The 25,463-nt window shown below is 57.6% G+C and carries 24 protein-coding genes and 1 tRNA gene; 11 read left to right on the top strand and 14 right to left on the bottom strand.

Translation table 11 applies throughout. The annotated features are described in order from the left end of the window. Positions 1 to 403: 403 nt before the first annotated feature. Positions 404 to 1,426: an alpha/beta hydrolase gene (locus IB267_RS31615; RefSeq protein ID WP_192451349.1), complete on the top strand. Its 1,023-nt coding sequence runs from the start codon at positions 404 to 406 to the stop codon at positions 1,424 to 1,426. Positions 1,427 to 1,457: 31 nt separating this feature from the next. Further along, positions 1,458 to 3,074: an ADP-ribosylglycohydrolase family protein gene (locus IB267_RS31610; protein ID WP_371742676.1), complete on the top strand. Its 1,617-nt coding sequence runs from the start codon at positions 1,458 to 1,460 to the stop codon at positions 3,072 to 3,074. A 168-nt stretch (positions 3,075 to 3,242) separates the two neighbouring features. On the opposite strand, the gene IB267_RS31605 is transcribed toward IB267_RS31610, so the two are convergent. Both IB267_RS31605 and IB267_RS31600 read right to left on the bottom strand, forming a co-directional pair. Next, entirely contained in the window at positions 3,243 to 4,385 is a 1,143-nt protein-coding gene (locus tag IB267_RS31605; RefSeq protein ID WP_192451347.1) for an ImmA/IrrE family metallo-endopeptidase, read from the bottom strand. Further along, on the bottom strand, positions 4,382 to 4,672 hold the full coding sequence (locus tag IB267_RS31600; RefSeq protein ID WP_192451346.1) for a hypothetical protein: 291 nt from the start codon (positions 4,670 to 4,672) through the stop codon (positions 4,382 to 4,384). The genes IB267_RS31605 and IB267_RS31600 overlap by 4 nt, the downstream gene beginning before the upstream one ends. A gap of 175 nt (positions 4,673 to 4,847) precedes the next feature. Here IB267_RS31600 and IB267_RS31595 point away from each other — a divergent pair, with 175 nt between their 5' ends. From IB267_RS31595 to IB267_RS34045, 3 genes are read left to right on the top strand one after another with little or no spacing between them, the layout of a single operon-like run. After that, a complete protein-coding gene (locus IB267_RS31595) occupies positions 4,848 to 5,951 on the top strand; it encodes a multiubiquitin domain-containing protein (RefSeq protein WP_192451345.1) in 1,104 nt (367 codons plus the stop codon). Beyond that, entirely contained in the window at positions 5,948 to 7,345 is a 1,398-nt protein-coding gene (locus tag IB267_RS31590) for a ThiF family adenylyltransferase (protein ID WP_192451344.1), read from the top strand. Before IB267_RS31595 ends, IB267_RS31590 begins: the two co-directional genes overlap by 4 nt. Next, positions 7,342 to 7,674 carry a DUF6527 family protein gene (locus IB267_RS34045; protein WP_371742675.1) on the top strand — a complete coding sequence of 111 codons (333 nt, stop codon included), beginning with the start codon at positions 7,342 to 7,344 and terminating at the stop codon, positions 7,672 to 7,674. The genes IB267_RS31590 and IB267_RS34045 overlap by 4 nt, the downstream gene beginning before the upstream one ends. Positions 7,675 to 7,978: 304 nt before the next feature. Here the strand turns inward: IB267_RS34045 and IB267_RS31585 are convergent, their stop codons facing one another. The 4 genes from IB267_RS31585 to IB267_RS31570 all read right to left on the bottom strand — a co-directional run bounded on the left by IB267_RS31585 (position 7,979) and on the right by IB267_RS31570 (position 12,083). Further along, positions 7,979 to 8,275, bottom strand: a complete 297-nt coding sequence (locus IB267_RS31585) for a hypothetical protein (protein ID WP_192451343.1) — start codon at positions 8,273 to 8,275, stop codon at positions 7,979 to 7,981. A gap of 110 nt (positions 8,276 to 8,385) precedes the next feature. After that, positions 8,386 to 9,024: an HNH endonuclease gene (locus IB267_RS31580; RefSeq protein ID WP_192451342.1), complete on the bottom strand. Its 639-nt coding sequence runs from the start codon at positions 9,022 to 9,024 to the stop codon at positions 8,386 to 8,388. Then, positions 9,021 to 10,532, bottom strand: a complete 1,512-nt coding sequence (locus IB267_RS31575; protein ID WP_192451341.1) for an ATP-binding protein — start codon at positions 10,530 to 10,532, stop codon at positions 9,021 to 9,023. The genes IB267_RS31580 and IB267_RS31575 overlap by 4 nt, the downstream gene beginning before the upstream one ends. Positions 10,533 to 10,814: 282 nt before the next feature. Next, complete coding sequence (locus IB267_RS31570; RefSeq protein ID WP_192451340.1) at positions 10,815 to 12,083, bottom strand: RDD family protein; 1,269 nt, start codon at positions 12,081 to 12,083, stop codon at positions 10,815 to 10,817. 272 nt (positions 12,084 to 12,355) lie between these two features. Between IB267_RS31570 and IB267_RS31565 the strand changes: the two genes are divergently transcribed. Then, complete coding sequence (locus IB267_RS31565) at positions 12,356 to 12,595, top strand: hypothetical protein (RefSeq protein ID WP_192451339.1); 240 nt, start codon at positions 12,356 to 12,358, stop codon at positions 12,593 to 12,595. A 22-nt stretch (positions 12,596 to 12,617) separates the two neighbouring features. On the opposite strand, the gene IB267_RS31560 is transcribed toward IB267_RS31565, so the two are convergent. Then, a complete protein-coding gene (locus IB267_RS31560; RefSeq protein ID WP_192451338.1) occupies positions 12,618 to 13,010 on the bottom strand; it encodes a hypothetical protein in 393 nt (130 codons plus the stop codon). Between IB267_RS31560 and IB267_RS31555 the strand changes: the two genes are divergently transcribed. Next, positions 13,000 to 13,494, top strand: coding sequence for a thermonuclease family protein (locus tag IB267_RS31555; RefSeq protein ID WP_371742684.1), 495 nt, complete (start codon positions 13,000 to 13,002; stop codon positions 13,492 to 13,494). The two genes, IB267_RS31560 and IB267_RS31555, sit on opposite strands and share 11 nt — an antisense overlap. Before the next feature lie 27 nt (positions 13,495 to 13,521). Here the strand turns inward: IB267_RS31555 and IB267_RS31550 are convergent, their stop codons facing one another. Beyond that, positions 13,522 to 14,739 carry a serine hydrolase gene (locus IB267_RS31550; protein WP_192451336.1) on the bottom strand — a complete coding sequence of 406 codons (1,218 nt, stop codon included), beginning with the start codon at positions 14,737 to 14,739 and terminating at the stop codon, positions 13,522 to 13,524. A gap of 11 nt (positions 14,740 to 14,750) precedes the next feature. Next, complete coding sequence (locus tag IB267_RS31545; protein WP_192451335.1) at positions 14,751 to 15,869, bottom strand: heparin lyase I family protein; 1,119 nt, start codon at positions 15,867 to 15,869, stop codon at positions 14,751 to 14,753. 223 nt (positions 15,870 to 16,092) lie between these two features. On the opposite strand from IB267_RS31545, the gene IB267_RS31540 reads away from it, so the two are divergent. The 3 genes from IB267_RS31540 to IB267_RS31530 all read left to right on the top strand — a co-directional run bounded on the left by IB267_RS31540 (position 16,093) and on the right by IB267_RS31530 (position 19,884). Continuing rightward, positions 16,093 to 17,169, top strand: a complete 1,077-nt coding sequence (locus tag IB267_RS31540) for an endonuclease/exonuclease/phosphatase family protein (RefSeq protein WP_192451334.1) — start codon at positions 16,093 to 16,095, stop codon at positions 17,167 to 17,169. A 49-nt stretch (positions 17,170 to 17,218) separates the two neighbouring features. Then, entirely contained in the window at positions 17,219 to 17,926 is a 708-nt protein-coding gene (locus IB267_RS31535; protein ID WP_192451333.1) for a hypothetical protein, read from the top strand. 365 nt (positions 17,927 to 18,291) lie between these two features. Next, the gene (locus IB267_RS31530; protein WP_246810915.1) at positions 18,292 to 19,884 is read left to right on the top strand and encodes an AIPR family protein; all 1,593 of its coding nucleotides are present in this window, start codon (positions 18,292 to 18,294) and stop codon (positions 19,882 to 19,884) included. 94 nt (positions 19,885 to 19,978) lie between these two features. Here the strand turns inward: IB267_RS31530 and IB267_RS33805 are convergent, their stop codons facing one another. The 4 genes from IB267_RS33805 to IB267_RS31515 all read right to left on the bottom strand — a co-directional run bounded on the left by IB267_RS33805 (position 19,979) and on the right by IB267_RS31515 (position 24,762). Next, the gene (locus tag IB267_RS33805) at positions 19,979 to 20,107 is read right to left on the bottom strand and encodes a hypothetical protein (RefSeq protein ID WP_256436987.1); all 129 of its coding nucleotides are present in this window, start codon (positions 20,105 to 20,107) and stop codon (positions 19,979 to 19,981) included. 169 nt (positions 20,108 to 20,276) lie between these two features. Beyond that, entirely contained in the window at positions 20,277 to 22,220 is a 1,944-nt protein-coding gene (locus tag IB267_RS31525) for an AAA family ATPase (RefSeq protein ID WP_371742673.1), read from the bottom strand. 61 nt (positions 22,221 to 22,281) lie between these two features. After that, positions 22,282 to 23,070 carry a metallophosphoesterase gene (locus tag IB267_RS31520; RefSeq protein WP_192451331.1) on the bottom strand — a complete coding sequence of 263 codons (789 nt, stop codon included), beginning with the start codon at positions 23,068 to 23,070 and terminating at the stop codon, positions 22,282 to 22,284. 786 nt (positions 23,071 to 23,856) lie between these two features. Further along, a complete protein-coding gene (locus IB267_RS31515; protein ID WP_192451330.1) occupies positions 23,857 to 24,762 on the bottom strand; it encodes a hypothetical protein in 906 nt (301 codons plus the stop codon). On the opposite strand from IB267_RS31515, the gene IB267_RS31510 reads away from it, so the two are divergent. Then, entirely contained in the window at positions 24,761 to 25,219 is a 459-nt protein-coding gene (locus tag IB267_RS31510) for a helix-turn-helix domain-containing protein (RefSeq protein ID WP_192451329.1), read from the top strand. The genes IB267_RS31515 and IB267_RS31510 overlap by 2 nt on opposite strands. Before the next feature lie 119 nt (positions 25,220 to 25,338). Here IB267_RS31510 and IB267_RS31505 read toward each other — a convergent pair. After that, a tRNA-Met gene (locus IB267_RS31505) sits at positions 25,339 to 25,415 on the bottom strand. Positions 25,416 to 25,463 lie beyond the last annotated feature (48 nt).

Below are 25,463 nucleotides of genomic sequence, written 5' to 3'. Positions count from 1 at the left end.
CATTTGAGGATCATGATGGACATCTTGCTGTCGGCATTTTTCGACGGATACGAACCGTGAGGGGTCAGGCTCGATGCGCTGGTCCTCAAAAAACCCAACGCGTATCGGGGACGATCCGTTTAAGCCTGCTCGGCGATGTCTCGAAAGTTGTCGTTCGGTGTACCCGGTGTGCTCCAACTCACGCAGGTACTGGCGACGGCTGTACCCCATTGGCCATGGGCGGCAGACGGTGGTGGCCAAGTCTGGATTCGGCCCAATCGAACAGAGCCGCCTCCTTGGCCCACTCTCGGCATGGCCTTCTGCCGATAAGCCGTACCAGGGCCATAACGAGAGCCTATAACCCGTGCGCAGGTCGTCTCCGCAACACGCGCAAGCTTCGCTATTAATGAGATAGACTTCGAAGATGACGGGTGTCGGAATCGCAGCGCTCGGCGTCGCGTCAGTCTCCGGTGCGCCGACCTTTGCCCAAGCCAACTCCGAGTGGGACAAAGTCTTCCCCAAGAGCGAAAAGGTCGATCATCAGAAGGTAAGTTTCAAGAACCGCTACGGCATCTCATTGGCAGCCGATCTTTACCTGCCAAAGGACCGGGGCAAGCAACAGCTGCCTGCCATCGTCGTAGGTGGACCGTTTGGAGCTGTGAAGGAGCAATCGTCGGGCCTCTATGCACAGAGCATGGCCGAACGCGGCTTTGTCACCCTGGCATTCGATCCTTCCTATACCGGAGAAAGCGGCGGTGAACCACGCAATGTCGGCTCCCCCGATATCAACACCGAGGATTTCAGCGCAGCCGTGGACTTCATTGGCCTGCGGCCCGAAGTCAACCGCGATCGGATCGGTGTAATCGGTATTTGCGGCTGGGGTGGCATGGCATTGAATGCCGTCGCCGTGGACAAGCGCGTCAAGGCCGTTGTGGCCAGCACGATGTATGACATGACGCGCGTCATGTCCAAGGGCTATAACGACAGCGTGACGCTTGAGCAGCGTACGAAGGCGCTGGAGCAACTAAGCCTGCAGCGTTGGGCAGATGCGGAAAAAGGTACGCCTGCTTATCAGCCACGCTACAATGAGCTGAAAGGTGGCGAGGCGCAGTTCTTGGTCGACTACCACGACTATTACATGACGCCACGCGGATACCATGCCCGCGCCGTCAACTCAGGCAACTCCTGGACGCAGACCACGCCGATATCATTCATGAACATGCCGATATTGAGCTACATCGCGGAAATCTCACCGCGTCCGGTTCTGTTCATTCATGGGGAGAAGGCACATTCGCGGTATTTCAGCGAAACCGCCTACGCCAACGCGGCAGAGCCGAAGGAGTTAATGATCATCCCAGGTGCAAATCACACCGATCTCTACGACAAAGTCGACGTGATCCCGTTCGATAAGCTGCAATCCTTCTTCGAGCAGCATCTCAGCGCCTGACATCTGGCGAGTTCATTGATACAAATACCGGATGGGCGCTCAGCCCATCCGTCGCCCCCCTCTAAGAGGGTTTCAGGGCTGGATGAAGCGATCTGGGGGCCGGTTCCAACCCCATGAAGAGCGTATACCTGCTGGCAGCTATAGCGACGATACACAGCTTATAATTGCCGTAGGACGGTCACGCCTTCAACATCGCCGCTGGTGGGACTACTTTTCTAGGGTCGAGTTGCCCCTTTGGACGGTATACGAGAAGGGTGGCGGGGGCGCGACCATTCGTGCTGCTAGGTCTTGGCTGAAAGGTGTGCCGCCCTGGCTCGGGAGCCCTGCTGACTCGGCGAAATACTTTAATGCAGGCGGCAACGGCGCAGCGATGCGAATTGCGGCCCATGTCTTGGTGGACGGTCAGCAGCCGTTTCATATCGTTGCCAGAGACATTGCCGTTGATAGCCTCATAACTCACGGCCATCCTCAGGGGGTCGTGGGAGCGTTGACGTACGGATATGCACTGTGGTTCGCCATGCGTAACCGCCGGACCCTCGAATACGGACAACTAATCAAGGAAGTCCTGGGGAACCGCAACGCCTGGGCACAAATGCCCGAGGTAGACGACGTCTGGTCAGGCTGGCGACAAATCGCCGTGGGTCACAATTTTGGCGCGACATGGATAGAGGCGGTCGACGCACAAACGCGACAGCTCGAATTGGCCCTCAACAGCTTGGAAGCTGGAGCCCTAAGCGTAGAACAGGAGACCCTTGAGGCGATAGGCTGCTTCGATAAGCGTGTCCTTGGAGCCGGGACCGTCGCTGCCAGTGCTGCGATATACTTGGCTTCGCGGTATGCACCGGGGCCGATGGAAGGCGTGGCGGCTGCCGCATTTTCCAAGGGTACGGACACAGACACGATCGCCTCAATGACAGGGGCCCTGTCGGGAGCCATCAGCGGATTCGATTGGCTTGGCTCGCTCGTTCGAGAAGTTCAAGATTACGAATTCTTGGTGGAACTGTCCTCAAAGCTCCAAGACGTCGTGCCAACCGACCTTCCGTTCGATGATATCGGCCAGCGGTTCATTGATGATCTTTATCAGTTCCTGGACGGCCACGGCACCGTTGCGCTTCCTCCGGGGCTCCCGAGGACCGTCCATGCTGTGGAAATGGTCAAATCGAAGAGCGATAATCTACGGACGCGATCTTGGGTTTTGGACGGTCATCGAGAGCAGACGATCGTTGTGAAAAAACTTGAAAGACCCCGTTCGCAGGACCGCCGGGTCAACAAACAAAATGCCTTCAAGTTTGACGAGCCAACCTCGCCCTCTCCTCGAGCTGATCTTGTCGGGATCGGCTTGTTTGCCGGCGACCTCAGGAAATCCACGGCGTTCTACGGCGATCTACTTGGCCTGCCTATAGTTCGTGAGACACCCAGGCTCATCCAACTGGGATCACACTTGGTGCTGCGGCAGAATGACGGAAGTGTCGTCGCGGGCACCGGAACGGTAGTGTACATCCAGGTTTCCGATCTCCGTGGGTGTTTAAAGAGATTCACCGAGTGGGATCTGGAGCTTCCAGAGATGGAGCAAAACGGAAACCGCTTGTCATTCCTTTGCCGTGATCCAGATGGCCGCACGGTCGAAGTCTTCGAGCGTCGAACGTAAACCGTCGCGGGATGGCTCCCCTACGCGTGAAGTCGCGTGGATCGCATTCTGAAGTTTACACGTGTGGACGCGAGGGACACAGTCCTGCCGAGAGTGCGTTTCTCACGTTGAAGGCGGCAAGCCTCACGCCCGACGACCTACGCACCAGGCGCGCGATCAAACATCGCACTAATTGAAATACTTCCGAACCTCGCCGCGGCCCAGCAATCTGGTGAACTTGCGGTAGTCGGATTGTTCAAAACGCCATCTGCCCGCAACGATGGCAGTATGAACACCAGCGAGCTCGGCAACTTCATCCAACTCGGCGCTGCTCATGTCTGCCGTCGCGTGCTTGGACCAAATCTCCGGTGGGATTAGGGCGTTTCGCGCAAACTCGTCGGCCTGAGCCTCCATGCGATCGGAGCTGTTGACCTCGAGATCATCTAGGATCAAGGGCATGTCCTTGCCGAGATGACACACGACGTGGGCAAACTCGTGCAGCAAGGTGAACCAAAAATTGTCCAAACGATCGTGGCGGAGCGTCACAGCAATGACTCGAGCGCCATCAGCCCGACACATGGCCGCACCATCAAGATAGGTTCCCGGCAGATGCTCGAGCACGACGAACGCGATGCCGATACTCGCAAGATACTCTTTCAGTTCATTCGGCCAATCCGAAACACGGCTCAGCCGCGCAAGGTCACGAGCAGACTTTTCGTCGGGCTCAGCAGCGGAATGCACTTCAATTTCTTCGGCCTTAATCAACACCGCGGCGCACCATGCCTCCAGCGCGCCGAAGTCCGTCTTGGCGTTCGTCCTCTCGGTTCTGGTTTTCCTGAGCATGGCCACTTCTGGAGAAATCGAGGCCGCGCGAGACATGAAAGCCTCAAAAGTCTCGCGCGCCATCATTACTCCGAGCTTCCGCAGCTTCTCTATCGCGGCGGCCGATGCGGTCGATTGTCCGCCAGGTGGCTCGTGTTTGATCCCACCGACCAGCGACTCGATCGGGATTCCAAGATGAGTGTGAAGGGCGCGGATTTGATCGACAGTCGGCTGTCGCTGGCCCCTTAGCACTTCCGAGACACGCGACTTCGCACCGATATACGGCTCCAGGTCGCGAGGCTTGAGGCCCAATTGCTGCATACGAAACTTGATCGCTTCGGAGGGGGTGGCGCTCCCAAAATGGTGCGCCGAGCGCTCCCACTTTTCGATGAGAGCCTGGAGGACGTCGAGCTCGTCGATCGCGGACTGGCTCGTTTGCGTAATCAGTTCTCGCGCTCTCGTCAGCGCAGCCTCGTAGTCGGCTTCGGTGCGAATTGGCCGAATGGTCATGCAGCTCTCCCCTTCGTTGCATGACGTGGCAGGGTCTGGCTCGCTTTGCCAGCGTGTTCGATCAACATCATTCCAGTATCGAAATTGACGATCAAGTCGACCACGTAGTCGGCTTCCAACAATATCCTGGCCTTCGCACCGTCGATGAGCGCCCCCGGATACGTCGCTTGGAACTCGTCCTTCGACCTCCAGCACCCGGCGGCCAGCTCGGTGCGCAGCACTGCCGCTACGCCGGCGAGGTATTCATCGCCGTCCTTCGCCAAATCGCAGAGCTTTCCGATTCCCATGAGTCGCATCTTTTGAAGACATAACCGCGTTCATCTGTGGATAAAATGGTTACCAAATGTGTAACGCCGATTGATGTCGGGATCGAGTCGTGCCACAAAAGGAGTGTTCCACATCCGGGAACCACTTTCAACAGGCACCCGGGCATGGAGCTGGCAATGCTTGGAAACCCCTGCCATGGAGATATTGGCTATGAACGCGAATGCAGCAAAAAAGATCACGATCGAAATCGCCGGCACTGACCTTGCCTTCGGTCAGTTTGAGTTGGAAACGGAGACCCCGACTGGTGGCAAAATCGCCAAGGTCGCGGGTTTCGCCGAGAACCAACGTCCTTTCATTATTCAGTGGATGAAGGACGGTGACTTCGAAGGCCTTCGCACGCATGAGGAAGCAGACCTCAGCAAGGGTACGATGTTCATTGTGGCCGAGGCGGACGCATCGAACCGCATCACCATCAACGGCACCGAACTCGACTGGCCGGCCGACACGGTCTCCGGCCAGGTCATCCGCAAGCTCGGCCGGATCCCGGCAGACAAGCTGATTTACATGGAACGCGAGGACGTCCCGGACCGCTTGGTCGAAGATCAGGACTCAATCAAGATCAAGTCGGGGGGAGTCGAAGAATTCGTGAGCCGCGCGCCCAAAACTTGGGAACTGAATGTCCAAGGCAAGAAGCTCATCTCACTCGCGCCCACGATCACTGTGGTCGACGCCCTGACCCGGGCCGGCTTCGACCCGAATGCGTGGATTATCATCCTCCGGGTAGCAGGTCAGCCGAAGCAGCAGCTCACGGTGAACGATACGATCGACCTCCGCACTCCGGGGATCGAGAAGGTACGCCTCACCGCGAAAGACGTGAACAACGGCGAGGCGCGTCCCGCGTCCCGTCGTGACTTCGCCCTCCTTGACGTCGACGAGGCCTATCTCGATGAACTGGGTCTGCCATGGGAAACTGCGGTGACCCGCGGTGAGCGCTGGCTGATCATCCGAGAGTACACCGTACCCCCCGGATACACGGTTTCGTCCGCAGCGGTCGCGATCCTGGTTCCTCCGACTTACCCGCAGGCCGAAATCGATATGTTCTATGTCTACCCGCCGCTGCAGAAGGCGGCGGGAGGCATGATCCCGGCCACAGAGCATCTCCAATCGATCAACGGACTGCCCTACCAGCGCTGGTCGCGACACCGCGGAACCGGTTCCCCCTGGAATCCGCAGAAGGACAGTATCCTGTCTCACCTCGCTCTCGTTGAGTCGGCAATCGCGAAGGAGGTCGGAGAATGAAGCCCGTTGTCACCCTGGCCTTCGCCGGCGTCACGCACAAGACGCTGATGAAACATCTTTTACCGGGCGACGGATACGAGGCCGCCGCCATCCTTATCTGCGCGCATTCACCTCTGCCGCGCCGCAGGCTGGTAGTTCAGCAGACAATCCTCATTCCGCACGAGGCGTGCTCCAGGAGGACGCCCGATGCCATTGTCTGGCCCGGGGCCTACATCGAGGATGCAATCGACATCGCAGAGCGCGAAGGCCTCGTAATCGTCCTCCTGCATTCTCACCCAGGTGGGTGGCTGGAGTTTTCGGAGGTGGACGACGCCAGCGACGCGCGAGTGCTTCCCGGGCTGTTCCAGGCGTTCGGCGAACACCACGGTTCGGCCATCATGACGCCGGATGGCGTTATCCGCGCGCGCCTTTACGACGCGAATATGAACTGTGACCCCGTCGACCTCGTAACCGTTGCCGGCGACGACATCAGCTTCTGGTGGAATGACCACATCTCAAACGGCGTCACGTCAAAGCGCCCGTTGGCGTTCACCGGCGACATGACCCGTGAGACCAATCGCCTTTCGGCGGCCGTGATCGGTGTGTCGGGAACTGGTTCGATCACGGCCGAGCAGGCTTCACGTCTGGGGTTCTCGGTTACTCTCATCGATTCTGACAGGATCGAGAAAAAGAACCTCAACCGCATCTTGAACTCGACCTCCGAAGACGCGGAAAAGAACCGTTTTAAGGTCGAGATGTTTGCCGAGGCGATCGCGTCCCATCGGGGAGACGGTGTTGGCGTTCCCGTACCGCTCGCGATAGGGGAACGTGAAGCGATCGAGCTAGCTGGACAATGCGACGTCATCTTTTGTTGCGTGGACAGCCAGGAGGGGCGCCTTATTGCCGACCTAATCGCTTCCACTTTCCTTATTCCGCTCTTCGACGTGGGTGTGACGATACCCACGTTCATCGACGACGGGGTGACTGCCATCGCGGACGTATGTGGTCGTATCGACTACGTGCAGCCCGGCGGTTCAAACCTGGCCGACCGTAAGGTGTACACGTCTGAGGGTCTGCGCGCCGAGTATCTTCGCAAGGTCGACCCGGACACGTTCCATGAGGAAGTGGAAGCGGGTTACATCAAGGGCCTCCCCGAGGAAGCCCCGTCCGTCATCACGCTCAATATGCGCGCATCCGCCGCCCTGATGAATGAGTTCATCGCGCGTGTTTATCGGTTCCGCCAGGAATCGAACCGCCTTTATGCACGGACGATGTTCAGCCTGGCAGCATGCGACGAGGATCATTATTCGGAGGATGACTTCAAGCTAGGTGATAGCCGCAACTTCGCAATGGGTCTGACGGAGCCCCTACTGGGTCTGCTTTCGCTTAGAAGGACGAAAAGGTACGCAGCATGAAGATCGGCAGATGGCTTCGAAGATTTTGGGACCGGCACGGCCCCGCCCGCCGAATTAGCATTGTCAAGGGAGATGCCCTTCCGCAGACCTTGCCGCGCCGCGACCTTGTGCTGACCCGCGACGATGATGACGACTGGAGCGTCGGCATGCGCTGCCCGTGCGGGTGCGGCGACACCATAGAATTGCTCGTTGTCGACGGGGCGAAGCCGCGTTGGGACCTAACGATGGATGAAGCTTCCCGACCGACGCTTCATCCATCGGTCTGGCGAGGCAAAGGTTGCCGCTCGCACTTCTGGGTGCGTCATGGACGCATACACTGGTGTGAATAGCCTATCCCGGCTTGAGCCCTCAAGGCTACGCCTTACGACGGAGGTTCTCTGTGACGGTTGGAATACGTGGCGAACCGGCCTCATCCGTTTGCAACATAGCTGCCAGAGATACGGCGATGCATTGCGTTAGACACATGGGAGCGACGAGACCCCGTGAGAAGGAGTACTCGCCCTCACTTTCCGTAATGGCCACCATAGCGGTCCCATTTTGCGCGGGAACGTCAGCGATCATCAGCACTTCCTTGGCGGTGGCGGACGAGATTGCCACCACGAGTCGAGGAACTACTGGCTGAAGCGCATGCCTCTAGTAGGTAAGAACGTTCGTACTTTCAGTGCAATCAATTTTTCTGTCTTTTACCGGGATGCCCGTATCGGTCGATGATATCTCGCAGTAGACGATTGATTTGTCCCCCTGCCCGACTATCCAGATGCCATTTCCTTTGGTGTACCCTACCAAACCTCCGGCGTTTGCGGCCTCGATCGCCGCTTGAATTCCCGCTTGAGACTGTATCCTGGCCGCGGTGTAAGCGACCGCTCCTGTTATCAGCGCGATTGCAACGCTTCCCAACAAGGTCATGACTTGCCCGCTACGTGGATCCATATCTTCACCCTGATCAATCGCCTAACGCGACCGGCATCGCGATCCGTGCGCTCGCGACATTGCACGCGCGAAATACTAGCTTGCTCGCTGCAAGTGGGCGATGGCTTACTTCAATCCTGTGGTACGGTTTCAACGAACTTCCCATAAGCCGCGAGCGCCATTTTGAGTTCCATAGCATCAGCTCGTGGATCTAAGAGCGTGCCCACCTGCTTGTATGTTGCTGGATGCCGAGGAATTTTCTGTGCGCCTGCCGCTTCGAGACCGTATCGGTGAAGGTCGCAAATAGACGCTGTCGCGATCCCCTTTCGCGAGATCGGCCATACAACCCTCCCCATCCATCTAATATGGTCTGAGTACGTATCGAAGTGGGGATGAACGATATCGTAATGCTCCGATTTATCCGGAAAGCCTTTCCTCGTTGGATCCTTCCGGACCTCCTTCGCGCTCTTCTTGGTGTTGCAGTCTTTGCAGCATATCGCGAGATTCAAAGGCTCGAACATGAATCGGGGATCAGCATCCCTCGAAATGATGTGCTCGCCATTCCATACACCATTATGTTTGGTGAGCGTTTCAAATGAACAATAGCAACACTTCATTTCTTGTTCAGCGATGTAGTGATCCTTGATTTCCTTTCGTACGGAATTCACCTCAGCTTCGCTCCAAAAGCTTGCAACCTGCTCAGCAGGAGGCTTGGCCTCGAACTTTTCCACGATCGATTTGCTGGCTTGAGAGTATTGAACAGGCTTCATTTCGGCGCTTTCGTACCCGCAGCGCGCGCGACTTCGGATATGTCGCCTAGAATGGATTTGATAGGATCATCAGGCCGCACCACCTTTGCAATATTTGCAAGATCGGCGAGTACGTGCTCGAACTCGGAACTTCGCGCCTTGCCTTCCGCGATCAAACCGAGGGCCGAGACAACTCGCTCCCGGATGTAGAGGTTGCCATGCATTGGCGCGCCGAAAACCTCCGCCAAAAGGTAATCTGCGGATTGCCCTGCGATCTCCTCCGACGGAGGCAGATTCGGCCGGTCGAGAGCAATGATGTTGGCGTGTTTCGGGAGTTGCGACACCACCATCGGCGAATGTGTGGCCACGACAAAGTGACAGCCTTTGAAGCGAGCGAACGTCTTTACTAAGAGATTGACGTAATCGACCTGCCATTCCGGATGCAGACTGAGTTCCGGCTCATCGATCAGGACAAGACTGGCGTTGTCGATGACTGAAGCCAGAGCCAACAAAGCCGAGATCATGCTGAGCTGGCCGGAGCTTGCACGCCTGAGATTCGAACGGGGTCCATTGACCTGCTTTACCTCTACACCGGAGAGACGAAGCAGACCGGCTCGGCGGAGGGGTTGCAGAGTTCGAAAGGTATCATCAAGGCTTCCGCCTAAGCCGAAATCGGCAGTCGTATGAACAAACCCGCCTTCTTCCCGGCTCACAGCCAGCCGCAATAGGTCGGTCAAGTCACCGAGGGCGAAATCGCTCCTGAGGAACTCCTCCACATTGCGTTGGTCGGAAAAGGAGAGAAACTCTCGAACGTCCCCGCTAAAGCCTGACCTCAGCATTCTCTGCAGTCTCGAGCCGATGCGAAGCCGATAAATGACGGTCAGAAAAGGCTCGAGGCCGAGAAATTCGAAGACAGCTCCAATATTGATACGGCGCAACGCTTCATTCTCACCCTCCTCGAACAAATTATTGAGAGACCGGAACAGGAGCGATTCCATAGAGGCCTTGCCGAACTGATCGCGAAGCCCAAGATACTCGTATATGGACGGCTCCACGGGCTTAACAGAGTGTCGGAGCGACCTCGGAACTGGAAACTTGTCGAATGGGCTGATGGTTAGGGCAACGACGCGCTTCGGCAGCGGCAATTCGCCAACTCGCACCAGGAAACCGTCTACCAGACACTCAACGAGTCTCGGCTTGCTTGCCATCTGGACAACGCAATGCCTACCATTGAGCCTATAGGCCAAGTATTCGAGCGGCAGGTCCCGAAGAGAACGCTTTTTCTGTTGCTGTACCTGTTCAATCGAAAGGAAGGTCTGAACGATCGAGCTCAGTAGATGAGATTTGCCGGTACCGTTTTTGCCGATGAGTGCCGTTATATGCTCAGAAGCAAGTTCCGATAGCTGACGAGACTGCTCGGAAAACGTGACATGGGGATCCATGAACTCCGGTTGGCGACGCCACGGCATTTCGACCTGAACTTGACTCGTTCGCGCTTCCAGCAACTGGAAATCATCATCAGCATACATATACGAAGGCCCCTCGCTGGACTCGCCAGACCATCCCTAGTTGCATGTCAGTTACATAAACCCAGGGAACGAGACAAGGCCCGCCGATGCTCGAGGAGCGGTCATGATGGAAGAATGGGCTTTGGCGAAAAGCGAGTTGTCCCTTGCCTGTGGCATTCCGACTGGGCAACCGAAAATCGCGGATGGACATGCTCCCTTTTCATGTCCCCATCTTGTACCTAAATGAACACCGCGGCGTCGCGCGATCAATTATGTTCGCGAAACCCTTCCGATCTAACGACGCTAATATTCGGCAGTACTGAAGAGCGCATTTACGAGATTGTCCCTACCAGGTAGATCGTTGGTCGGCCGCCCAACCGCGAAGACCAACACACGCCATGCATCATTTCCACTCACTCGTACGAGAACCTCGACGTGCGTTTGCGGGAACTTCAACGGTCTGGCAGTGGCCCTTAACCCACGCTTTCCATTGACCGTGGTTGGAATCCATCCGGATGTCAGGGTGAGGTCCGGTGCGAGTACCTTCCCCAGAGCCTCGCCATACGTCTCGACATCTAACCCACCATCAATCACCTCGTGACCAAACAGGGCTTCTGCCGATAGTGTGTTTGAGGCGAAATAAAAAAGCCGACCTGTGTTTGTCTTCATCTCCTCATCTGTCCATGTTCTGGCGATCTCGGCGTTCTGCTGCGTGATGGGGTTCCGCCAAGTTCTCGTTGTCTCGATTTCAGCCTGAGCTGTTTTGTCGATCGCGCTTAGGACGACCATGCCGAAAAAGAGTGCGGCGGCGCATGCAGCTCCCACCCCCACGCGGACGCCCGAAGGCCTCCCCACCACCATAGCGAAGCCTTCGTCGTACCCGGCAGCGTTGCCCGCCCCCACGCGGCGGCATTGGTAAATTTGGGTGAAAAGCGCGACGAACGGTATGCCTAATCCAAGTCCGAACACCCATACTTTCAATTCGCGGATCAAATAGAAGAGGAATTTGTTGCCGTCGGCGATCGACGTGACACGTATTCCGAGAATCGCCTTACCTGGAGTTGTTCCGATAACGGCCATCATCAACGCGAGAACGATTCCCACAACGGGAAGCAAGCCCAACCCCAGCACGGTGGAGTTCAACGACGTAAACTGCACGTACAGTGTGGGTGCATAGAAGGCCGCGGCTATGGCGATCACAAAAGATAAAGTCGGAGCCAGAAGCCAACAATCGATTGCCCGCGCCCAAAATCGGGGCCATGGCCCAGTCGCTTCAGGATGCGACCACGAACTCATGCGAATGCTTTTCAGCGGCGCGTCATCTTGTGGTGGAGGCGCTGCCTCTTCACTCATCCGTGCCGAAGGCGGCACGGAGGGCGGCGTCGGTATCGGTGGCGGTGTCTCAACAAAGAAGGATGCCAGTACATCACCTGCCGGTCGCCAGCCCTCGAACCCCGACTTCCAGACCAGCGTGTCCCTCAAAATCTTGCCGTTGCGAACCAGTTCTCCGATGTCTTCATCACTGACCGGACCCAGACGTTCCTGTTTGATGACATAGTGCCAAGCTGCCATTGCTTCCCCCCAGCCGAAGCGCCCGCTTCACTTGTAGTCCTCGCCAACGGCGATTTCAAATTGCGGCGAGCCATTCTGCACCGTCGACATGGTTGACTGGTCGCTATGATCGAGAAGGACGCACCTTGTCGTCCACTTCCACGGCCTAGCCGTGATTGCGATCTCGACTTGACTCCTCCTGACGCGCCAGAACATAATAAGAACAGATCGGCGTTTCGGCCGCCTCCCTAGATGAGAACGAGCAATTCCGCGCAAGCGGACAAGGAGAAATCATGCCTGCAGCTCAACAAGCCGCCCTGCCGCTGGAAACCACCGATCTCGATGATTTGGCAGCAGCGTTGTCCTGGCACGATGGTGATCCGATCGCCACGATCCGAACGTTGCTCGACGACTGTCGTCTCCTTCGCGAGCGGCTCGCATTGGCCGAGATTTCGATGAGCATCGGGTTTACGCGCGGGTGGCGTCCATCAAGCGCTTCCGATCATGAGGAAGGTTCGGCAGCCGCTATCTAACGCGATGCCGGAACCAAATGGACTATCTCGGACGCAGCGAATGCACACGCTTTCCAAAGCCGAAGAGACCGGGCAGATCGTCCGGATCGACTGCATGCACTGTCGGATCACCCAACGCTATCGCTGCCGCGACCTGCTGCGGCTTTGCGGCGATGTCGCGATAGACGAGATCGCGCCGCACTTTCGGTGCGAAACGTGCAAACAAAAGGATTACTTCCGCGCCATCTTCGAGCTGCCCTGGGGACACGACATTGGAAAGCTTCGAATTCGAACGCTCGTCAGGATCAAGACGATCAGAAAACCCGTGTGGAAAGACGACGTTTTCTGAATGGATGTCGTGCGAAACAGAGGACGGGCCACGCAGGTGCCGGCACGTATAGGAGCTACCGTAGTTGTTTAGGCGAATTGCACCCATTGTCGCAGCCCTGCTGCTGTCCTCTGTCCCAGCCTCTAGCTCGGACACGATCACAGGCCGTGCCACCGTGATCGATGGCGACACGATAGAAATCGCGGGCAAACGTCTGCGGCTTCAGGGCGTGGACGCGCCGGAAAGTTGGCAAAAATGCTCCGATGGCGATGGAGGTTCCTATCGGTGTGGCAAGGCGGCGGCAGACGCGCTTGATCGATTTCTCGCGGCCTCTCGACCAATCCGCTGCGCGGTGACCGATCGTGACCGATATCAGAGGCTCGTCGGCGTCTGCTTTCGCGCCGACGGGCGAGAAGTAAATCGATGGTTGGTCGAGAGTGGTAACGCCTTGGACTGGGCGCGATACAGCGATGGAGCGTATGCGGCTGCTGAGAGGACAGCTCGTGCGGCGAACGTCGGTATTTGGCGCGGCGAATTCCAACTCCCGTGTAAGGCACGAGCCGAACGCTTTGGACACACATTTGCTTGTTGAGCCAACGGATGACTCATTTGTAGGAGATCAAGGCAATCGGCCGATTGTCGTGACCAGCGCCTTATGCGCTTCGAAGCTATCGACCTCGCGCTCATCGCCATTTGTCCAAGCGTTCCAGTCGCTGATCTGCACGATGACCGTACCGTTGTCCGGGAATATGTGAATGAATTGACCGTCACGTCCAATGGCGGCGAAGTCGGTGCCCTTTGCATTGAGCCACCAAAAGTATCCATAATGCATTGGCCAGCCGGCGTTGGCAGATCGGTTTTCGGGTGGGATTTCGTCGGCCTGCCCCCTGCTAATTGTCGCAACGTCAAACCAGGCCTCGGGGATGATCTCCTTCCCGTGACGGTCCTTCCCCCGCCGAAGCACCAGCAATCCAAAGCGGGCTAGGTCTCCGACCGTCGCCTTGAAGCAACATGGGCCGATCGCGGTTCCCGCTTTGTCGACGCCCCACATCGCCTCGGATTCAGCCCCAATTGCAGCCCATATTCCGGTCTCCAGGAACTTGGTCAATCGCACGCCGCCCAACATGTCGTCTGCGGCCTGCGCTGCGATCGCAGTATCGAGCGCCGAATAGTTGAATGTGGGCCGCCAAATCGTGCGCAGCACGTAGCGTCGTGCGAAATGCGGGACGCTCTCATGCATCTGCCTCACTCTTTGACTGAAGAAACCGGCACCTGAACCGAACCCCTTCCATCCGTATTCCGTCCACCAGACCCCCGATCGCATGCGCAGAACCCGGTCGAGCGGAACACCGACATACGCCGATGGAATGAGCAGGTGGAGATCGGACACATAGCGGTCGACCGGGCGGCTGAGAGCCGCTTCGAAGTCTTGCCGCGTTCGCGCGCCTTGCGTAACGGCGATCGCGTGGCCCAGCAGCGTCGAGGTAATCGACTTTGCCACGGATGCCACTCCATAGAGCCTCTTCCGACCGTTCCTCTCGCCCTTCTCCTTGCAGAACTTGTCCGAGGGCCCAAACTCCTCGATCCGGTACTTCTCATCTCTAATGACAAGAAGCGCACACACCCGGGCCTTCTCCATGAAATCCGAAAGCTGGCATGTGCCGCTTCCCCGCCTGCAGACATATCGAATGTCACCGATTTCGATCTTTTTGGGTAAGCTGATCGGCTTCGGTGGCGGGCGGATTGGCTCGTTGTCTGTGGCCTCCGCGGGTTGCGCTCCCGTTAGCCCGAACAGAAGAAAGGCCAGCGTTAAGCAACCTGTGACCTTGGCCCGCAATCGGAAATGTCTCATTTGGCGACGACCGTAACTTTATCGATGTCCATGGTGTCGCTCGTCGGCATGATGTCGCGATAATGACCGATCTTGAACTTCTGCTTTGGTGGGTTGTCCGGGACATCGTCATAGCCAATCTTGCCCGTGACTTTGACCACAAGGTTGCCGTCCTGTGTCACAGTTATCGATCCACCGGAGCCTTTGCGCCCCGGCTGGACTTCATACTTCATCTCCGTCCAGACACCCCTCGCCGTGGTGAGCTTCGGCTCTCCATTGAATTCGAGGATCAGGGAACTGGCACACTGGCGATCTTCCAAGGCCGACGGGTAAGTGTACCTGCAGTCCGGCGGCGGCTTGCCGGCCTCCCACCCATGCGTCCAGGTTGCCGGCTTCTTCTCTGATGCAACGATGCATCTGCAGTCGCCATCCTGGACGGTGATGTGCAGAATGCCATCATCGAATCGTTGCGCAAGGAACGGGCTCGGTTCCCACTTATCTTTCTTCCCCTGCTGCTTATCGTTGATCGTACGCTCTCGCTCGACGGCAGGGACAACAACCTGTTGGGCGGGCTCCTGTTTCCATTGAGCAATAACCCAGCGGAGTGAATCCGTTTCGTTTCCGATCTCCTCCGGCATGCGAAACCGGATCGTGTAATCGACTTGGCGTTCAAAGGCATACTGATAGGTGCGCGTGAGACGCATTTCCTGGCGTTGCAGACATCGGTCGTCCGTTGGGTCCGAATATGGGCAGTAGGGATTCTTCTTGTGCTTCGCTCCCTCTGCCGTGATATCCATTCGTGGAACCTGCATAAAGCTAGGCCCCAACCGTTCACCTTGGTTTTCCTCGAGATCCTCATAGGGCTTGCAAGCCGCGTCGTAGTTGCAGTCTTTTTCACCAGCAATGGTCTTATTGACGGTAATGCGAGCGATAAGGTCGTCGCTTCCGTCCTCATCTTTGGGAAACGAGAGGAGCGTCTCGTCAAGTTGGCAGGCGCACCAATGGGCTCTCACCAGCTTGCCCTCGGAAAACTCCTCGTCGAGGTTGCTCGCCCAGACGCTTGGGGCACATAGTGCCGGCAAGGACGCAAGCACCAGGGCATATATCGGTCGAAATCTGAGTATCTCGAAATGCATGCGCGCGCCCTCACATGACTGAAAGCTAACACAACATTAACGGATGTCGAGCGCCAGATGAAACTCTGGCGAGAGCTGGGATCATCCCGTCGGACGCGCGTTCGTTCGGTTAGCCGCCGTCGCTTTCAACCAACCCAACGCCGCCACTTACAATACAATCGAGAATTGACTCGCCTAAAAGGTGAAATATGATCGAGTCCGCATATATCCGGGGGGATGGGAAATGTTTCGATCTGTATGGTTCGGATTGTTATCCGCAGTCGCCGTCTTCTGTTCGACCGATGCCTATCCGGCCGACCTCAAAATCGCCAGCTGGAACATCGGAAATCTCGCAGGCAAACCGGGCATACCGTTGCGCGGACACGCACGGGACGAGGCTGAGTATCAGCACATCCGAGACATCGTTGCGAAGGTCGCTCCGGACGTTATTGGCCTCCAGGAGATGGGTAGCATCGAGAGCGCACGAGCCGTGTTGTCCGATGAATACGAGATCGTTTTCGAAACACGCTGCTTGGAGAATGCGACGCAATGCAAGGAGGACGTTGGAGACATCTTCACGGCGATTGCCTATAAGAAATCGCTGGGAACACCTAACGAAGTCCAAGTCCCCGAATTGGCCGTGATGCATACCAGTGAATGCGCCGGCGACGCGCCGAGACCGGTCCGGGGTGGCGTCGGTCTCGAATTCGACCGGAACGGGAAAAAGGTCGTCATCCTCTCCGTGCACCTCAAGGCCTCATGCAAGAATAACAGCGCCGAAACGAGCGCCGATCAGAAGGATGATTGCGCGACGCTGATGAAGCAGGTGGACGTGCTCCTTGATTGGATCAAGAAGGAGCGTCAGGGCGGGAAGACTGTGATTGTCGCTGGCGACTTCAATCGCCAGCTCATCGATCACAACGACAACGTGGCGGCCAAGTTCAAAGCCGCCGACGGCGGCATTCGCTTCGAGCCAACGCAAAGAGAATGCTGGGCGTCGTTCCCGAACCGAGGGAGCGCGATTATTTCGGCTGCCAACGCCAAGTTCCCGGAGATCGCCGCTGCCGGAGGCAGGCCCCTGCCGTACAGCCCGAAGTCGAACAGCAAGATCGACTACTTCGTCATAAGTGGCGACGGACCCTTCGCGAGCCTAGCTTCCGAGCAGTATCCGATGGGTGCCGAAGCGAAAACCACGGATTTCGCGACCGACTATCTGAAAACATGCACTGGCACGCCAAACAAATTTGAAGACGGCTCGGTTCTGACCTTCTCGGAAGTGGAGCCAAGCGATCATTGCCCGATCTCGATGAGTCTGCCCTAAGACGTACTCCACAAACGAAAGGGTCCAACCCGCCATGAAGAAGCTGTGCATGACGTCAGCGCTGGCTTTCGGGCTCAGCGCGTGCGCCACGCCCGTAACGCGGATGGACTCTTCATTGGTCCAGGTACCAGCCATACTCGGCGCGCTGAAGTGTGCCTTCGCTACCGCCCTTATGAAGGAGAAGCGGTCGGGTCAAATCAAGCGGCTGGAAGGAACGGTGGCTGCGGGGACGCTTACACTCAAGGTTGTCCATAAAAACACGAAAGACTTCAGCGTCGCAGCGAAGCCCGTTACGGGTGGTCCGTTTGTGTTCAGTTTTGCCGGAGGGGTCGGCAACTTCCTTCCAAGCTTCTCGCGCTCGGTTGTCGCCACCAACACGATCAAGACCGAAATCAACTTCCGCTATTACATGTGGGCGGCAGACGCTGACGTGTGTGGGAACGTAGGTGCCGACACGCGCGCCAGATACGGGTTCACCGAGTGGCTTTCGACCGTCGTCGAAGGGCTCGATGCCAATTCGTACACCTATCCGATGGGACAGGCCGATGCCCTAACGTACGATGCCGAATTCGGCGTCGTCGCGAAGGACAAGCTCGGCCTCGATTTTGATGTCGTGTTCCTTTCCGGATCGGCGGGGGTGGAAAGCGAGCGCAATGACGTCCAGTCGTTGAAGTTCACGATCGCCCCCGTGACCCCCGACAATCCGCTTCCTGACATTTGGAGTAAAAACAATGGCCAAGCAGGTCGAAACCCCTGACGCAAAAAATGTGAAAGAGCCCAAGGGGAAAAGCGGGGCGAAACCAAAGCCGCCTCAACCCAAGGGACCGGTGAAGAAGGGCGTTGGCCCTGCTGAGGTCAAGAACCCCAAGAGCTGACGGTACGGTTATGACGCCTTTGGCGGAGTTTCGCACATTTCGCAGGAGAACTACCTCTTGCAATGTAAACCGCCCTCGCAAATGTTGATAACACGGCGAAAAATCGATCTTCCACCTTTGCCCACTTCAAGTATACCGGGTAAATTTGGGCATCTTCAATCGAGATCGGACACGGATGCCAGCGGTTTCACCTGTTGAATGGGACATAGTGGAGGCACGGGTTTCTGGGGCCAAAACGCGATATGCATTGGCCAAGCAATCGCTTGCGTTTCTTTATCTTGTTTTGGAGCAGTACTTTCCGGATCGCTCCTCAGACTATCCAGAAATGATCGTCGACGGAGGAAACGACCTCGGCGTCGACGCGATCGAGATTCTCGAAAGAGATGACCGGGCCGAGGTCTACGTGTTTCAGTCAAAACATCGCACCTCCCTCGACTCCACCGATCGCACGATCAACGACAACGAAGTGTTGAAGATCGGCTCGTTCCTGCATGGTCTATTTGACAAGGAGGACCGGCTTTCGAAAACCGGGAACCTTCAGCTGACCGAGGCGGTCTCGCGCATCTGGAACCTGCATCGAAGAGGCGTGATCTGCCGTTACCGGGTCGTTTTCTGCAGCAACGGGAAAGGACTTTCGAACTCGGCACAGACAATCTTGGACAGCACGCTCCAGTCCATGCACAACGTCGAGTACGAGGTCTATGGTCCAGCAGAAATCATGCGGGACATCGGCGCGACCGGGAAGGAACGCGAAGTTGGTAGCCTTCAGGTCATCGGGCGGGAAGCGTTCGAGAGGTGCGACGGTGACATCCGGGGCGTGATCGCCTCCGTTGACGCGCGCTCTTTCGTGGAGATGATCCGGACCTCCGACGGAAAATCCATCAAGCGCCATCTGTTCGACGAAAACCTGCGCATCTTCCTGGGGTCAAACGGTGGCTACAATAGCCACATCATCCAAACGGCCGCCTCCGATGACAGCCACCTCTTCTGGTACCTCAACAACGGGATCACCATCACCTGCAAGGACTACGCCTACAACAAGGGGCATTCCAATCCGGTGATACGGATCGAAGACTTCCAGATCGTCAACGGCGCTCAAACTTCGCACTCACTGCTCGAGGCCTACAAGCGATCTCCGGAGGCATTCGATAACGTCGTGCTTATGGTCCGGGTCTATGCTACCGCCCGTGAGGATATCACGGAACGCGTCGCCGTGGCCACGAACAGTCAGGCTCGCATTCAGGCTCGTGACCTCAGAGCCAACCACCCAGTCTTGAAAAAACTCGAAATAGCATTCCACGATCAGGGTTACTTCTTCGAGCGCAAGCGGAACATGCACGCCGATCGCGACCCCAAACGTCGGCTGGACGCGTTGAAACTCGGGCAGATACTGCTCTCTCACCAACTGGGAGAGCCAGACCGGGCGAAAGCGGACTCCGACAAGATTTTCGGCGAACGTTTCGGCGCGATCTTTCACGAACACTATCTTATCGACGACCTGTGCCGTGTTGTTGAACTCTATCGATTGATCGAGGAGATGCGCGATGCATATGTCGCGAAACAACGCGACGCGATAGAGCCGACGGGCGAGCAGCAGTACCTCGTCTACGGCCACTGGTTTGTGCTGTACGCCGCCCGCCTGATCCTAACGCAGAAAAAAGCCCCGCTCCCTTCTGGAGACGACGCGCGGAAACTGGTCCTCGAGGCGCTTGCGCTGGTGGCAAACGCTTGCGCGACAGTAAAAAGCGCAGCTCAGTACCAGCTTTTCCGAAGCCCCAAGACGAAAGAACGTTTGATCGCAGAAATCGAAGGGCGGCAAATGAGCCTTTTCGATCTTTAGGCATTGACCGCGGTGATTGCACATGACGACCGCTTAGGCGTTTCGCAAGTCTCAATTTGGCATCACAAGACCGCATGACGTCGTCGCTTGTCCATCATTTGCGCAGCCCCCATTGGCGCAAAGCCGCATCGACTTCTCTTTCAATCACGTCCTTGTCCGCACCAGACAAGGCATCGTCGGCCGCCTTCCGAACCCACGACGGATCGCGAGTGTCGTAGCCCAATGGGTCATCCACAATTGTTGCGGGGTCGCTCCTCGAAACCGACGGTTCCGGTTGAGCCTCCGACGCCGTTTTTACCCGCTCACCGCCCAATCGTTGTTTGGATACCGAGATACGTCGCCCGAGTGGACGAAACCCGACCTCATCGAGACCAGACCCAAAAGAGCGGCCTTCAGCGCGTTGCTCCGTTCCCGGCTTCGACCTGATCGACCGGGCCGCTTGCCTCTTTCGGGATCGACGTTTTCTCGGCATGTCTATGTGCCATGCTGCGCGGAAGCTTTGCGAGGCTTACCGTCGGTCGACGGTGTCTTTCAACAATCTCCCGCACCTCGTCGCCGGTCAGCGATCTTGCTTCGACCAAGCGTCCGGCGATCTCGTCCAACGCGGCGCGTCGGCTTCGAACGATCTCCTTGGCTCGCTCGAACTCGTTGGCGATGACGTCATGCACCCGTTTCCGCAATCCGGGGTCGGTGGCGCGGAGTGCCTCGAGGCGGCTGGCAGCATTGTCCGCCACCATCAGCGTGTGTCCCATGCCAAGACCAGCCTCCAAGAGGGTTGCGGTTCTGGTCACGGTGTTCAGGTCGGCATTATGGGAACCTGCCGCGCCGTCGAAGAATGCCTCGAACACCACGGTTTCGGCAGCAATGCCTCCCAAAGTCACGGCGATATCGTCAAGGTATGCAGCTCTGGTCCTACGCATATGCCGCGGCATCGCGTAGATCGCCCCGCCGACCTGATTGCCGTTCCCAGGTATGGCGTAGCTGGCAATCTTGACGCTCACCAGTTCACCGAACCCGAGCTCAACGGCGACAATGGCGTGGCCGGCCTCGTGCACAGCAACGGAATGAAGGTAGTCGGCCGGAAGCTCGGGTGCCGGCGGCAATTCACCGACAATGTGCGCACCGGCGAAGTCTTCCCGTCGCCGTCGCGCCGATCGCTTTGCGAACCGCACGAGTTGCCCGATGTCGGCTCCGGAATAGCCCTCGGTCGCAAGCGTGACCTGCTCGGCTTGGTTCGGATCGAGGTCGATGCCGCTGTGATATCTCAGAATTGAATGCCTGGCATTTTCGTCAGGCAGCGTGACCTCAAAATGCTGACCGAGCCTGCCTGGCCGGCGGATTGCCGGGTCGAGGTGATCCGGGTTGTTGCACGCCGATACGACGATGACCCCTTTGCGCCGATTGAAGCCGTCCAGCAATTCAAGGAAGCCGGCGATTAAGCCGCGCATGTAGCCACGGTTGCGGTCAGTTGCGCTTCGGTCTCCGAAAGTGTCGACCTCATCGACGAAGAGTATCGCCGGAGCCTGTGCTTTGGCCTCGTCAAAAGAGGCGCGCATGGCTTTCAAGTGGTCATCGAGAGAGCCCGCCATCTGCCAAGCGGAAACAGAGCCGTAGATCAACGGAACGCCACAGGTCTTGGCCAGCGCACCGGCGAACATGGTTTTCCCCGAACCGGGCGGACCGTAAATCAGGGCTCCAGAGTCGACCTCCTGCCACTGGATACGTCCGGCCTTGTAGTCTGCCAAGTCGATCTCGAGGTCGCGCCCCCATTCGAGAAGCGGTCCGAACCCGTGCATTTCGTCAAGCGACGGCCCTTCGGGGTCTTCATTTGCGGCCATGGTTGAAGCACGGGGATACTGGCGTAGCCGCTCCATCGCGGAAACCGGCTGGCGGCGCGTTTGGAAAGCCTGATGTAGTCGAGACCATGTTTCCGATAACAGGATTTCGACGTCCCTGCCGGTCACAGGAATACCGAAACGCCGCAGCGCCGCCTCTGCTTGCCGTCTCGTCGGTGGCGCGACGCTCACCACGACATCCGCGAGAAGCCACGCTTCGGTGTCCAGCTCTCGGTCTGGCCCTGCGAAGAAAATCGCCTGGTCCTTTTTCAGGGCCACGACTTGATCCCTGTGGCGTTTTTCGTCCCAAGCGCTGATACACGGATTGTAGTCCCGCTCGTCCCAAAGCCCCATCAGAAAGACTTCAGCAGCCTGGGAATAAATCGGCAGGTAGCAGTCGTGCTCGACTTGCAGAATGGCGATGAACTTCGAGTTCTTGCGATTCCAGCGGCGAAGGGCCGCCGCGACGCCGCAATAGGCGAGGTAAATCGGCAGGGTCACGTAAGGATCGTCGTTTGGTTTCGACAGTTTCCAGGGGCAGCGAGACCGCTTGTCAGAACGTCTAGTCACCTGTCTGCCCTCCCAGGTCGATTACAAGGCCCGGATCGAAATCGGGGACCGGTTCATCCAGGTATCCTCGGGGGTTGCAGAGCACCCGGGTGTCCGCGATGGTGTAGTCGCTTCGATTGTGCAGATGGCCGTGTATCCAAGCGACCGGTTGGTACTTGGCGATATCGGGCTCGAGATTGGAGACGAAGCTCGGCGTCAGCGGAGCCCCTACAAATTCCGGAGCGAGAGACAGGACACTTGGCGCGTGATGCGTCACGACGACCGTGGGGCCGTTGGATGGCTCATCAAGAGTGGTCCGGATAAAGTGTTTGTCCATGTGATTGAAGCCGCTCGCATGGCCAGAGGTGAACCGCTGGAACGGCTCTTTCGAAGCTTTGATTTTGCGATAGTCGTTCAGTTCGTCCTGGGCGCAACGCATCGCCCACGACATGTTGCCGTAGAGGTTGAAGTCGCTCCATAGCGTCGCGCCAACAAAACGAAATCCTCCAAGTGTGATCGCGCGACGGCTCAATACATGGACGTTAGGGTAGCACTCCGACGCCGTGTCCAACGCCTCCTTCAGGCCCTCTAAGATAGAAGAGCGGTAGTACTCATGATTGCCGGGGACCAGAATTACCGGCATCGAGCGCGACACATGGTCTCCCAAGTATCGGACGCTCCTGGCAGGCCCTCCGTCGCAAATGTCCCCGGCGCAAATGCAGACGTCGGCCTCGGGAACCTTTAACGGAACGGGCTTTTCGTAAAACTCGGTGTGGAGATCGGAGAAAATCCAAGCTTTCATCGTTTGCCCCGTTGCGTCAGTGCCAGGGAGTTGAGCGATCGGGTGTACCCAGCCGGTACCAGCGGGAAAACGAGCGAGCGAGACCCCGTTCAGGATCGAAATAGAAGAGCTCGCTTGTTCGCGCAGTTTTCCTGTCTGCGATCGTAGGATGACCGCTCGTACGTCCTATGAGGCAGGGCACGGGTCGCGCAGCGAGAAACCAAGAATTTATATCGACAACATCGACCGAGCTGGCCCGGCTGACGTCTGGCGTCTGTATATCGTCGGCAAGTCGATGAAGGTGGTCTGCTAGCGCCTCACGGGTCATTCCAAACCAATTCTTAGACGAATCGTTCACATTTTCTCCAATCGTGTTCCTCATGGGCATCCCGTATGCCCTTTTCCTTCCGCCTCCAGGGCACGCGAAGTCGTTTGCCGGATTTGATCGGCATCGAAATCTCCTATTCGGATGTCGGTAGTCTTTAGCGTTCTCGGAGTGGTGAAATCCCCGGTATCGCGTCTATTGGCTCGTGGGACCCCAGCCTGGACCAGCGTGACAGCGTGCGGGCTAAACGACGGTCGGGATCGACGTGGTAGACTTCGCTCGTGAAAGCGCGCCGCCCGTCGTCGATCTTGGGATGGCCGACGGCCTGGCCCACGAGACATGGCGACGCCCGAGTTGTGAAAGACCAAGAACCCAGAACAGCCATCGGACGCTCTGGCACCCGTCCGCTCGCCGCGGCATCAAGATCGTCCGCCCGACCGCGCAGACGTCCGATTGTGGATGCCGTTGTCGACCTGTTCCATTCAGCCATTATGGCTGCCCCACTCGGCGCGCCACGGGGAGACTTCGCGGCCCTCTCGGCCCGGTATTCCGCTCTCGTTTTCCTCCGACGAAAGAGGGAGAAGAAACTCCGGACTTCGTTCGAGATCGATGACCATTCCTCCGGCGGTGCAGCCGTCGCCGATTGCCGCTGCATATGGGACGCCGTCAAAACCCCTCGGATTCGCCATCACAGTCGTGCCTCCAATCAAATAGGGCCGTCCGGCCCAGAGGCCGCCGTGTATCCACAGGTCCGGTCGCGATTTGAGGATGAGGCGCTCGAGCGATGACGCGTAGGTGGGCGCGAGTGGATCGTTCAAATACCCGTGCGGCATTGACTGAAGCGAGGGCGCGTGATGGCTCACAACCACGCTTGTCGACCCTTGAAAGCGCGCAAGCTGCTGCTCGATGAAGAGCCTTGCCTTCTCATGCAGGCGTATGGACTGCCGCGGGCTGAACCGCTTCCGCGCCTCACCCGACGACGTCTTTATTTCGATGTAGTCTTTCGAACGTCGGGCGTGGACGATGGCCTCGCGTTGGTCGCCGAAGACGCCAAGGTCAGACCAGAGGGTCGCGCCAACGAACATGATCCCGTCCAACATCAAGGTCTGCTCTTGCAGCAGATGAAGTCCCGGGTAACGCTCCGCCTCATCACGAGCGTCGTCCATGACCTCGGGCATCGATCGTCCCTTGTAGTCGCAGGTGCCGGGAACGAATATCACCGGCATCTTCGGGCAGATGGAGCGTCCGAGAAGCCTGACGCCGGCCGCCATGCCGGCGGTGCTGATATTGCCCGGACAAATGCAGACATCGGCTTGCGGGATCGGGTATCCGTCGAGGCTCGATACGGCGGGGTGCAGATGGAGATCGGAGAATACCCATGCTCTCATGATCGTTTCCTATCGTTCCGGGACCGCATTGTATCACGCCAAGCCGCGAGCGCGCCCGTTGATTCGGCCTCACCGCACGAGGACAAACTACGCCGTTTTTGTCTTTTTTCAAGACATTTCTGGCATAAAAAACGCCTTATTTGACAACTGGTTCTTATACCGGTCCATGAGCGGAATGACGTCGGTTCTTACGCCCGCATTATGCAAAGCAGCACGGATGATGCTCGGTTGGACGCAGCATGATCTGGCGGCCAAATCCGGGGTCACTGTACGGACCGTCGCCAGGTTCGAGGGGGGGCTGGACGAGCGATCGGCCAAGGCCAGGGACGCCTTCTACCGCGCGTTCGTGGAATGTGATATACAGTTCATCGCGGCGAACGGCGAAACGCCGGAACTCGACGGGGTGGGATTGCGATGGAAGCCACGACTTCCCCACAGCGGCATAAAGATACTCTGATACGGCTGGAGGCGGCCCGCCTCTGCGGTGACGATCCGGTGACGACGTGGGTCCGGGCCCTCAACCGCTGGCCCGCAGCGGTCGACACGATATCCTCATGTTTTCGTTGAAAAATTGTTTGGTTGCGGGGGCAGGATTTGAACCTGCGGCCTTCAGGTTATGAGCCTGACGAGCTACCGGGCTGCTCCACCCCGCGCCATCGCGGTAAATCCCTTTGGGATTTATCCGCTCATTGCGGGTTTTG

Source organism: Ensifer sp. ENS09 (genome assembly GCF_014852425.1).
Classification (GTDB): Bacteria; Pseudomonadota; Alphaproteobacteria; order Rhizobiales; family Rhizobiaceae; genus Ensifer.
This window is presented reverse-complemented; position numbering and strand designations above follow the sequence as displayed.

What these genes read in the sequence shown, in the direction of transcription:
- IB267_RS31615 (WP_192451349.1), top strand. Translation starts at nt 404, where the DNA reads ATGACGGGTGTCGGAATCGCAGCGCTCGGCGTCGCGTCAGTCTCCGGT.
- IB267_RS31610 (WP_371742676.1), top strand. Translation starts at nt 1,458, where the DNA reads ATGGGCGCTCAGCCCATCCGTCGCCCCCCTCTAAGAGGGTTTCAGGGC.
- IB267_RS31605 (WP_192451347.1), bottom strand. Translation starts at nt 4,385, where the DNA reads ATGACCATTCGGCCAATTCGCACCGAAGCCGACTACGAGGCTGCGCTG.
- IB267_RS31600 (WP_192451346.1), bottom strand. Translation starts at nt 4,672, where the DNA reads ATGGGAATCGGAAAGCTCTGCGATTTGGCGAAGGACGGCGATGAATAC.
- IB267_RS31595 (WP_192451345.1), top strand. Translation starts at nt 4,848, where the DNA reads ATGGAGATATTGGCTATGAACGCGAATGCAGCAAAAAAGATCACGATC.
- IB267_RS31590 (WP_192451344.1), top strand. Translation starts at nt 5,948, where the DNA reads ATGAAGCCCGTTGTCACCCTGGCCTTCGCCGGCGTCACGCACAAGACG.
- IB267_RS34045 (WP_371742675.1), top strand. Translation starts at nt 7,342, where the DNA reads ATGAAGATCGGCAGATGGCTTCGAAGATTTTGGGACCGGCACGGCCCC.
- IB267_RS31585 (WP_192451343.1), bottom strand. Translation starts at nt 8,275, where the DNA reads ATGGATCCACGTAGCGGGCAAGTCATGACCTTGTTGGGAAGCGTTGCA.
- IB267_RS31580 (WP_192451342.1), bottom strand. Translation starts at nt 9,024, where the DNA reads ATGAAGCCTGTTCAATACTCTCAAGCCAGCAAATCGATCGTGGAAAAG.
- IB267_RS31575 (WP_192451341.1), bottom strand. Translation starts at nt 10,532, where the DNA reads ATGTATGCTGATGATGATTTCCAGTTGCTGGAAGCGCGAACGAGTCAA.
- IB267_RS31570 (WP_192451340.1), bottom strand. Translation starts at nt 12,083, where the DNA reads ATGGCAGCTTGGCACTATGTCATCAAACAGGAACGTCTGGGTCCGGTC.
- IB267_RS31565 (WP_192451339.1), top strand. Translation starts at nt 12,356, where the DNA reads ATGCCTGCAGCTCAACAAGCCGCCCTGCCGCTGGAAACCACCGATCTC.
- IB267_RS31560 (WP_192451338.1), bottom strand. Translation starts at nt 13,010, where the DNA reads ATGGGTGCAATTCGCCTAAACAACTACGGTAGCTCCTATACGTGCCGG.
- IB267_RS31545 (WP_192451335.1), bottom strand. Translation starts at nt 15,869, where the DNA reads ATGCATTTCGAGATACTCAGATTTCGACCGATATATGCCCTGGTGCTT.
- IB267_RS31540 (WP_192451334.1), top strand. Translation starts at nt 16,093, where the DNA reads ATGTTTCGATCTGTATGGTTCGGATTGTTATCCGCAGTCGCCGTCTTC.
- IB267_RS31535 (WP_192451333.1), top strand. Translation starts at nt 17,219, where the DNA reads ATGACGTCAGCGCTGGCTTTCGGGCTCAGCGCGTGCGCCACGCCCGTA.
- IB267_RS31520 (WP_192451331.1), bottom strand. Translation starts at nt 23,070, where the DNA reads ATGAAAGCTTGGATTTTCTCCGATCTCCACACCGAGTTTTACGAAAAG.
- IB267_RS31510 (WP_192451329.1), top strand. Translation starts at nt 24,761, where the DNA reads ATGATCGTTTCCTATCGTTCCGGGACCGCATTGTATCACGCCAAGCCG.
- IB267_RS31515 (WP_192451330.1), bottom strand. Translation starts at nt 24,762, where the DNA reads ATGAGAGCATGGGTATTCTCCGATCTCCATCTGCACCCCGCCGTATCG.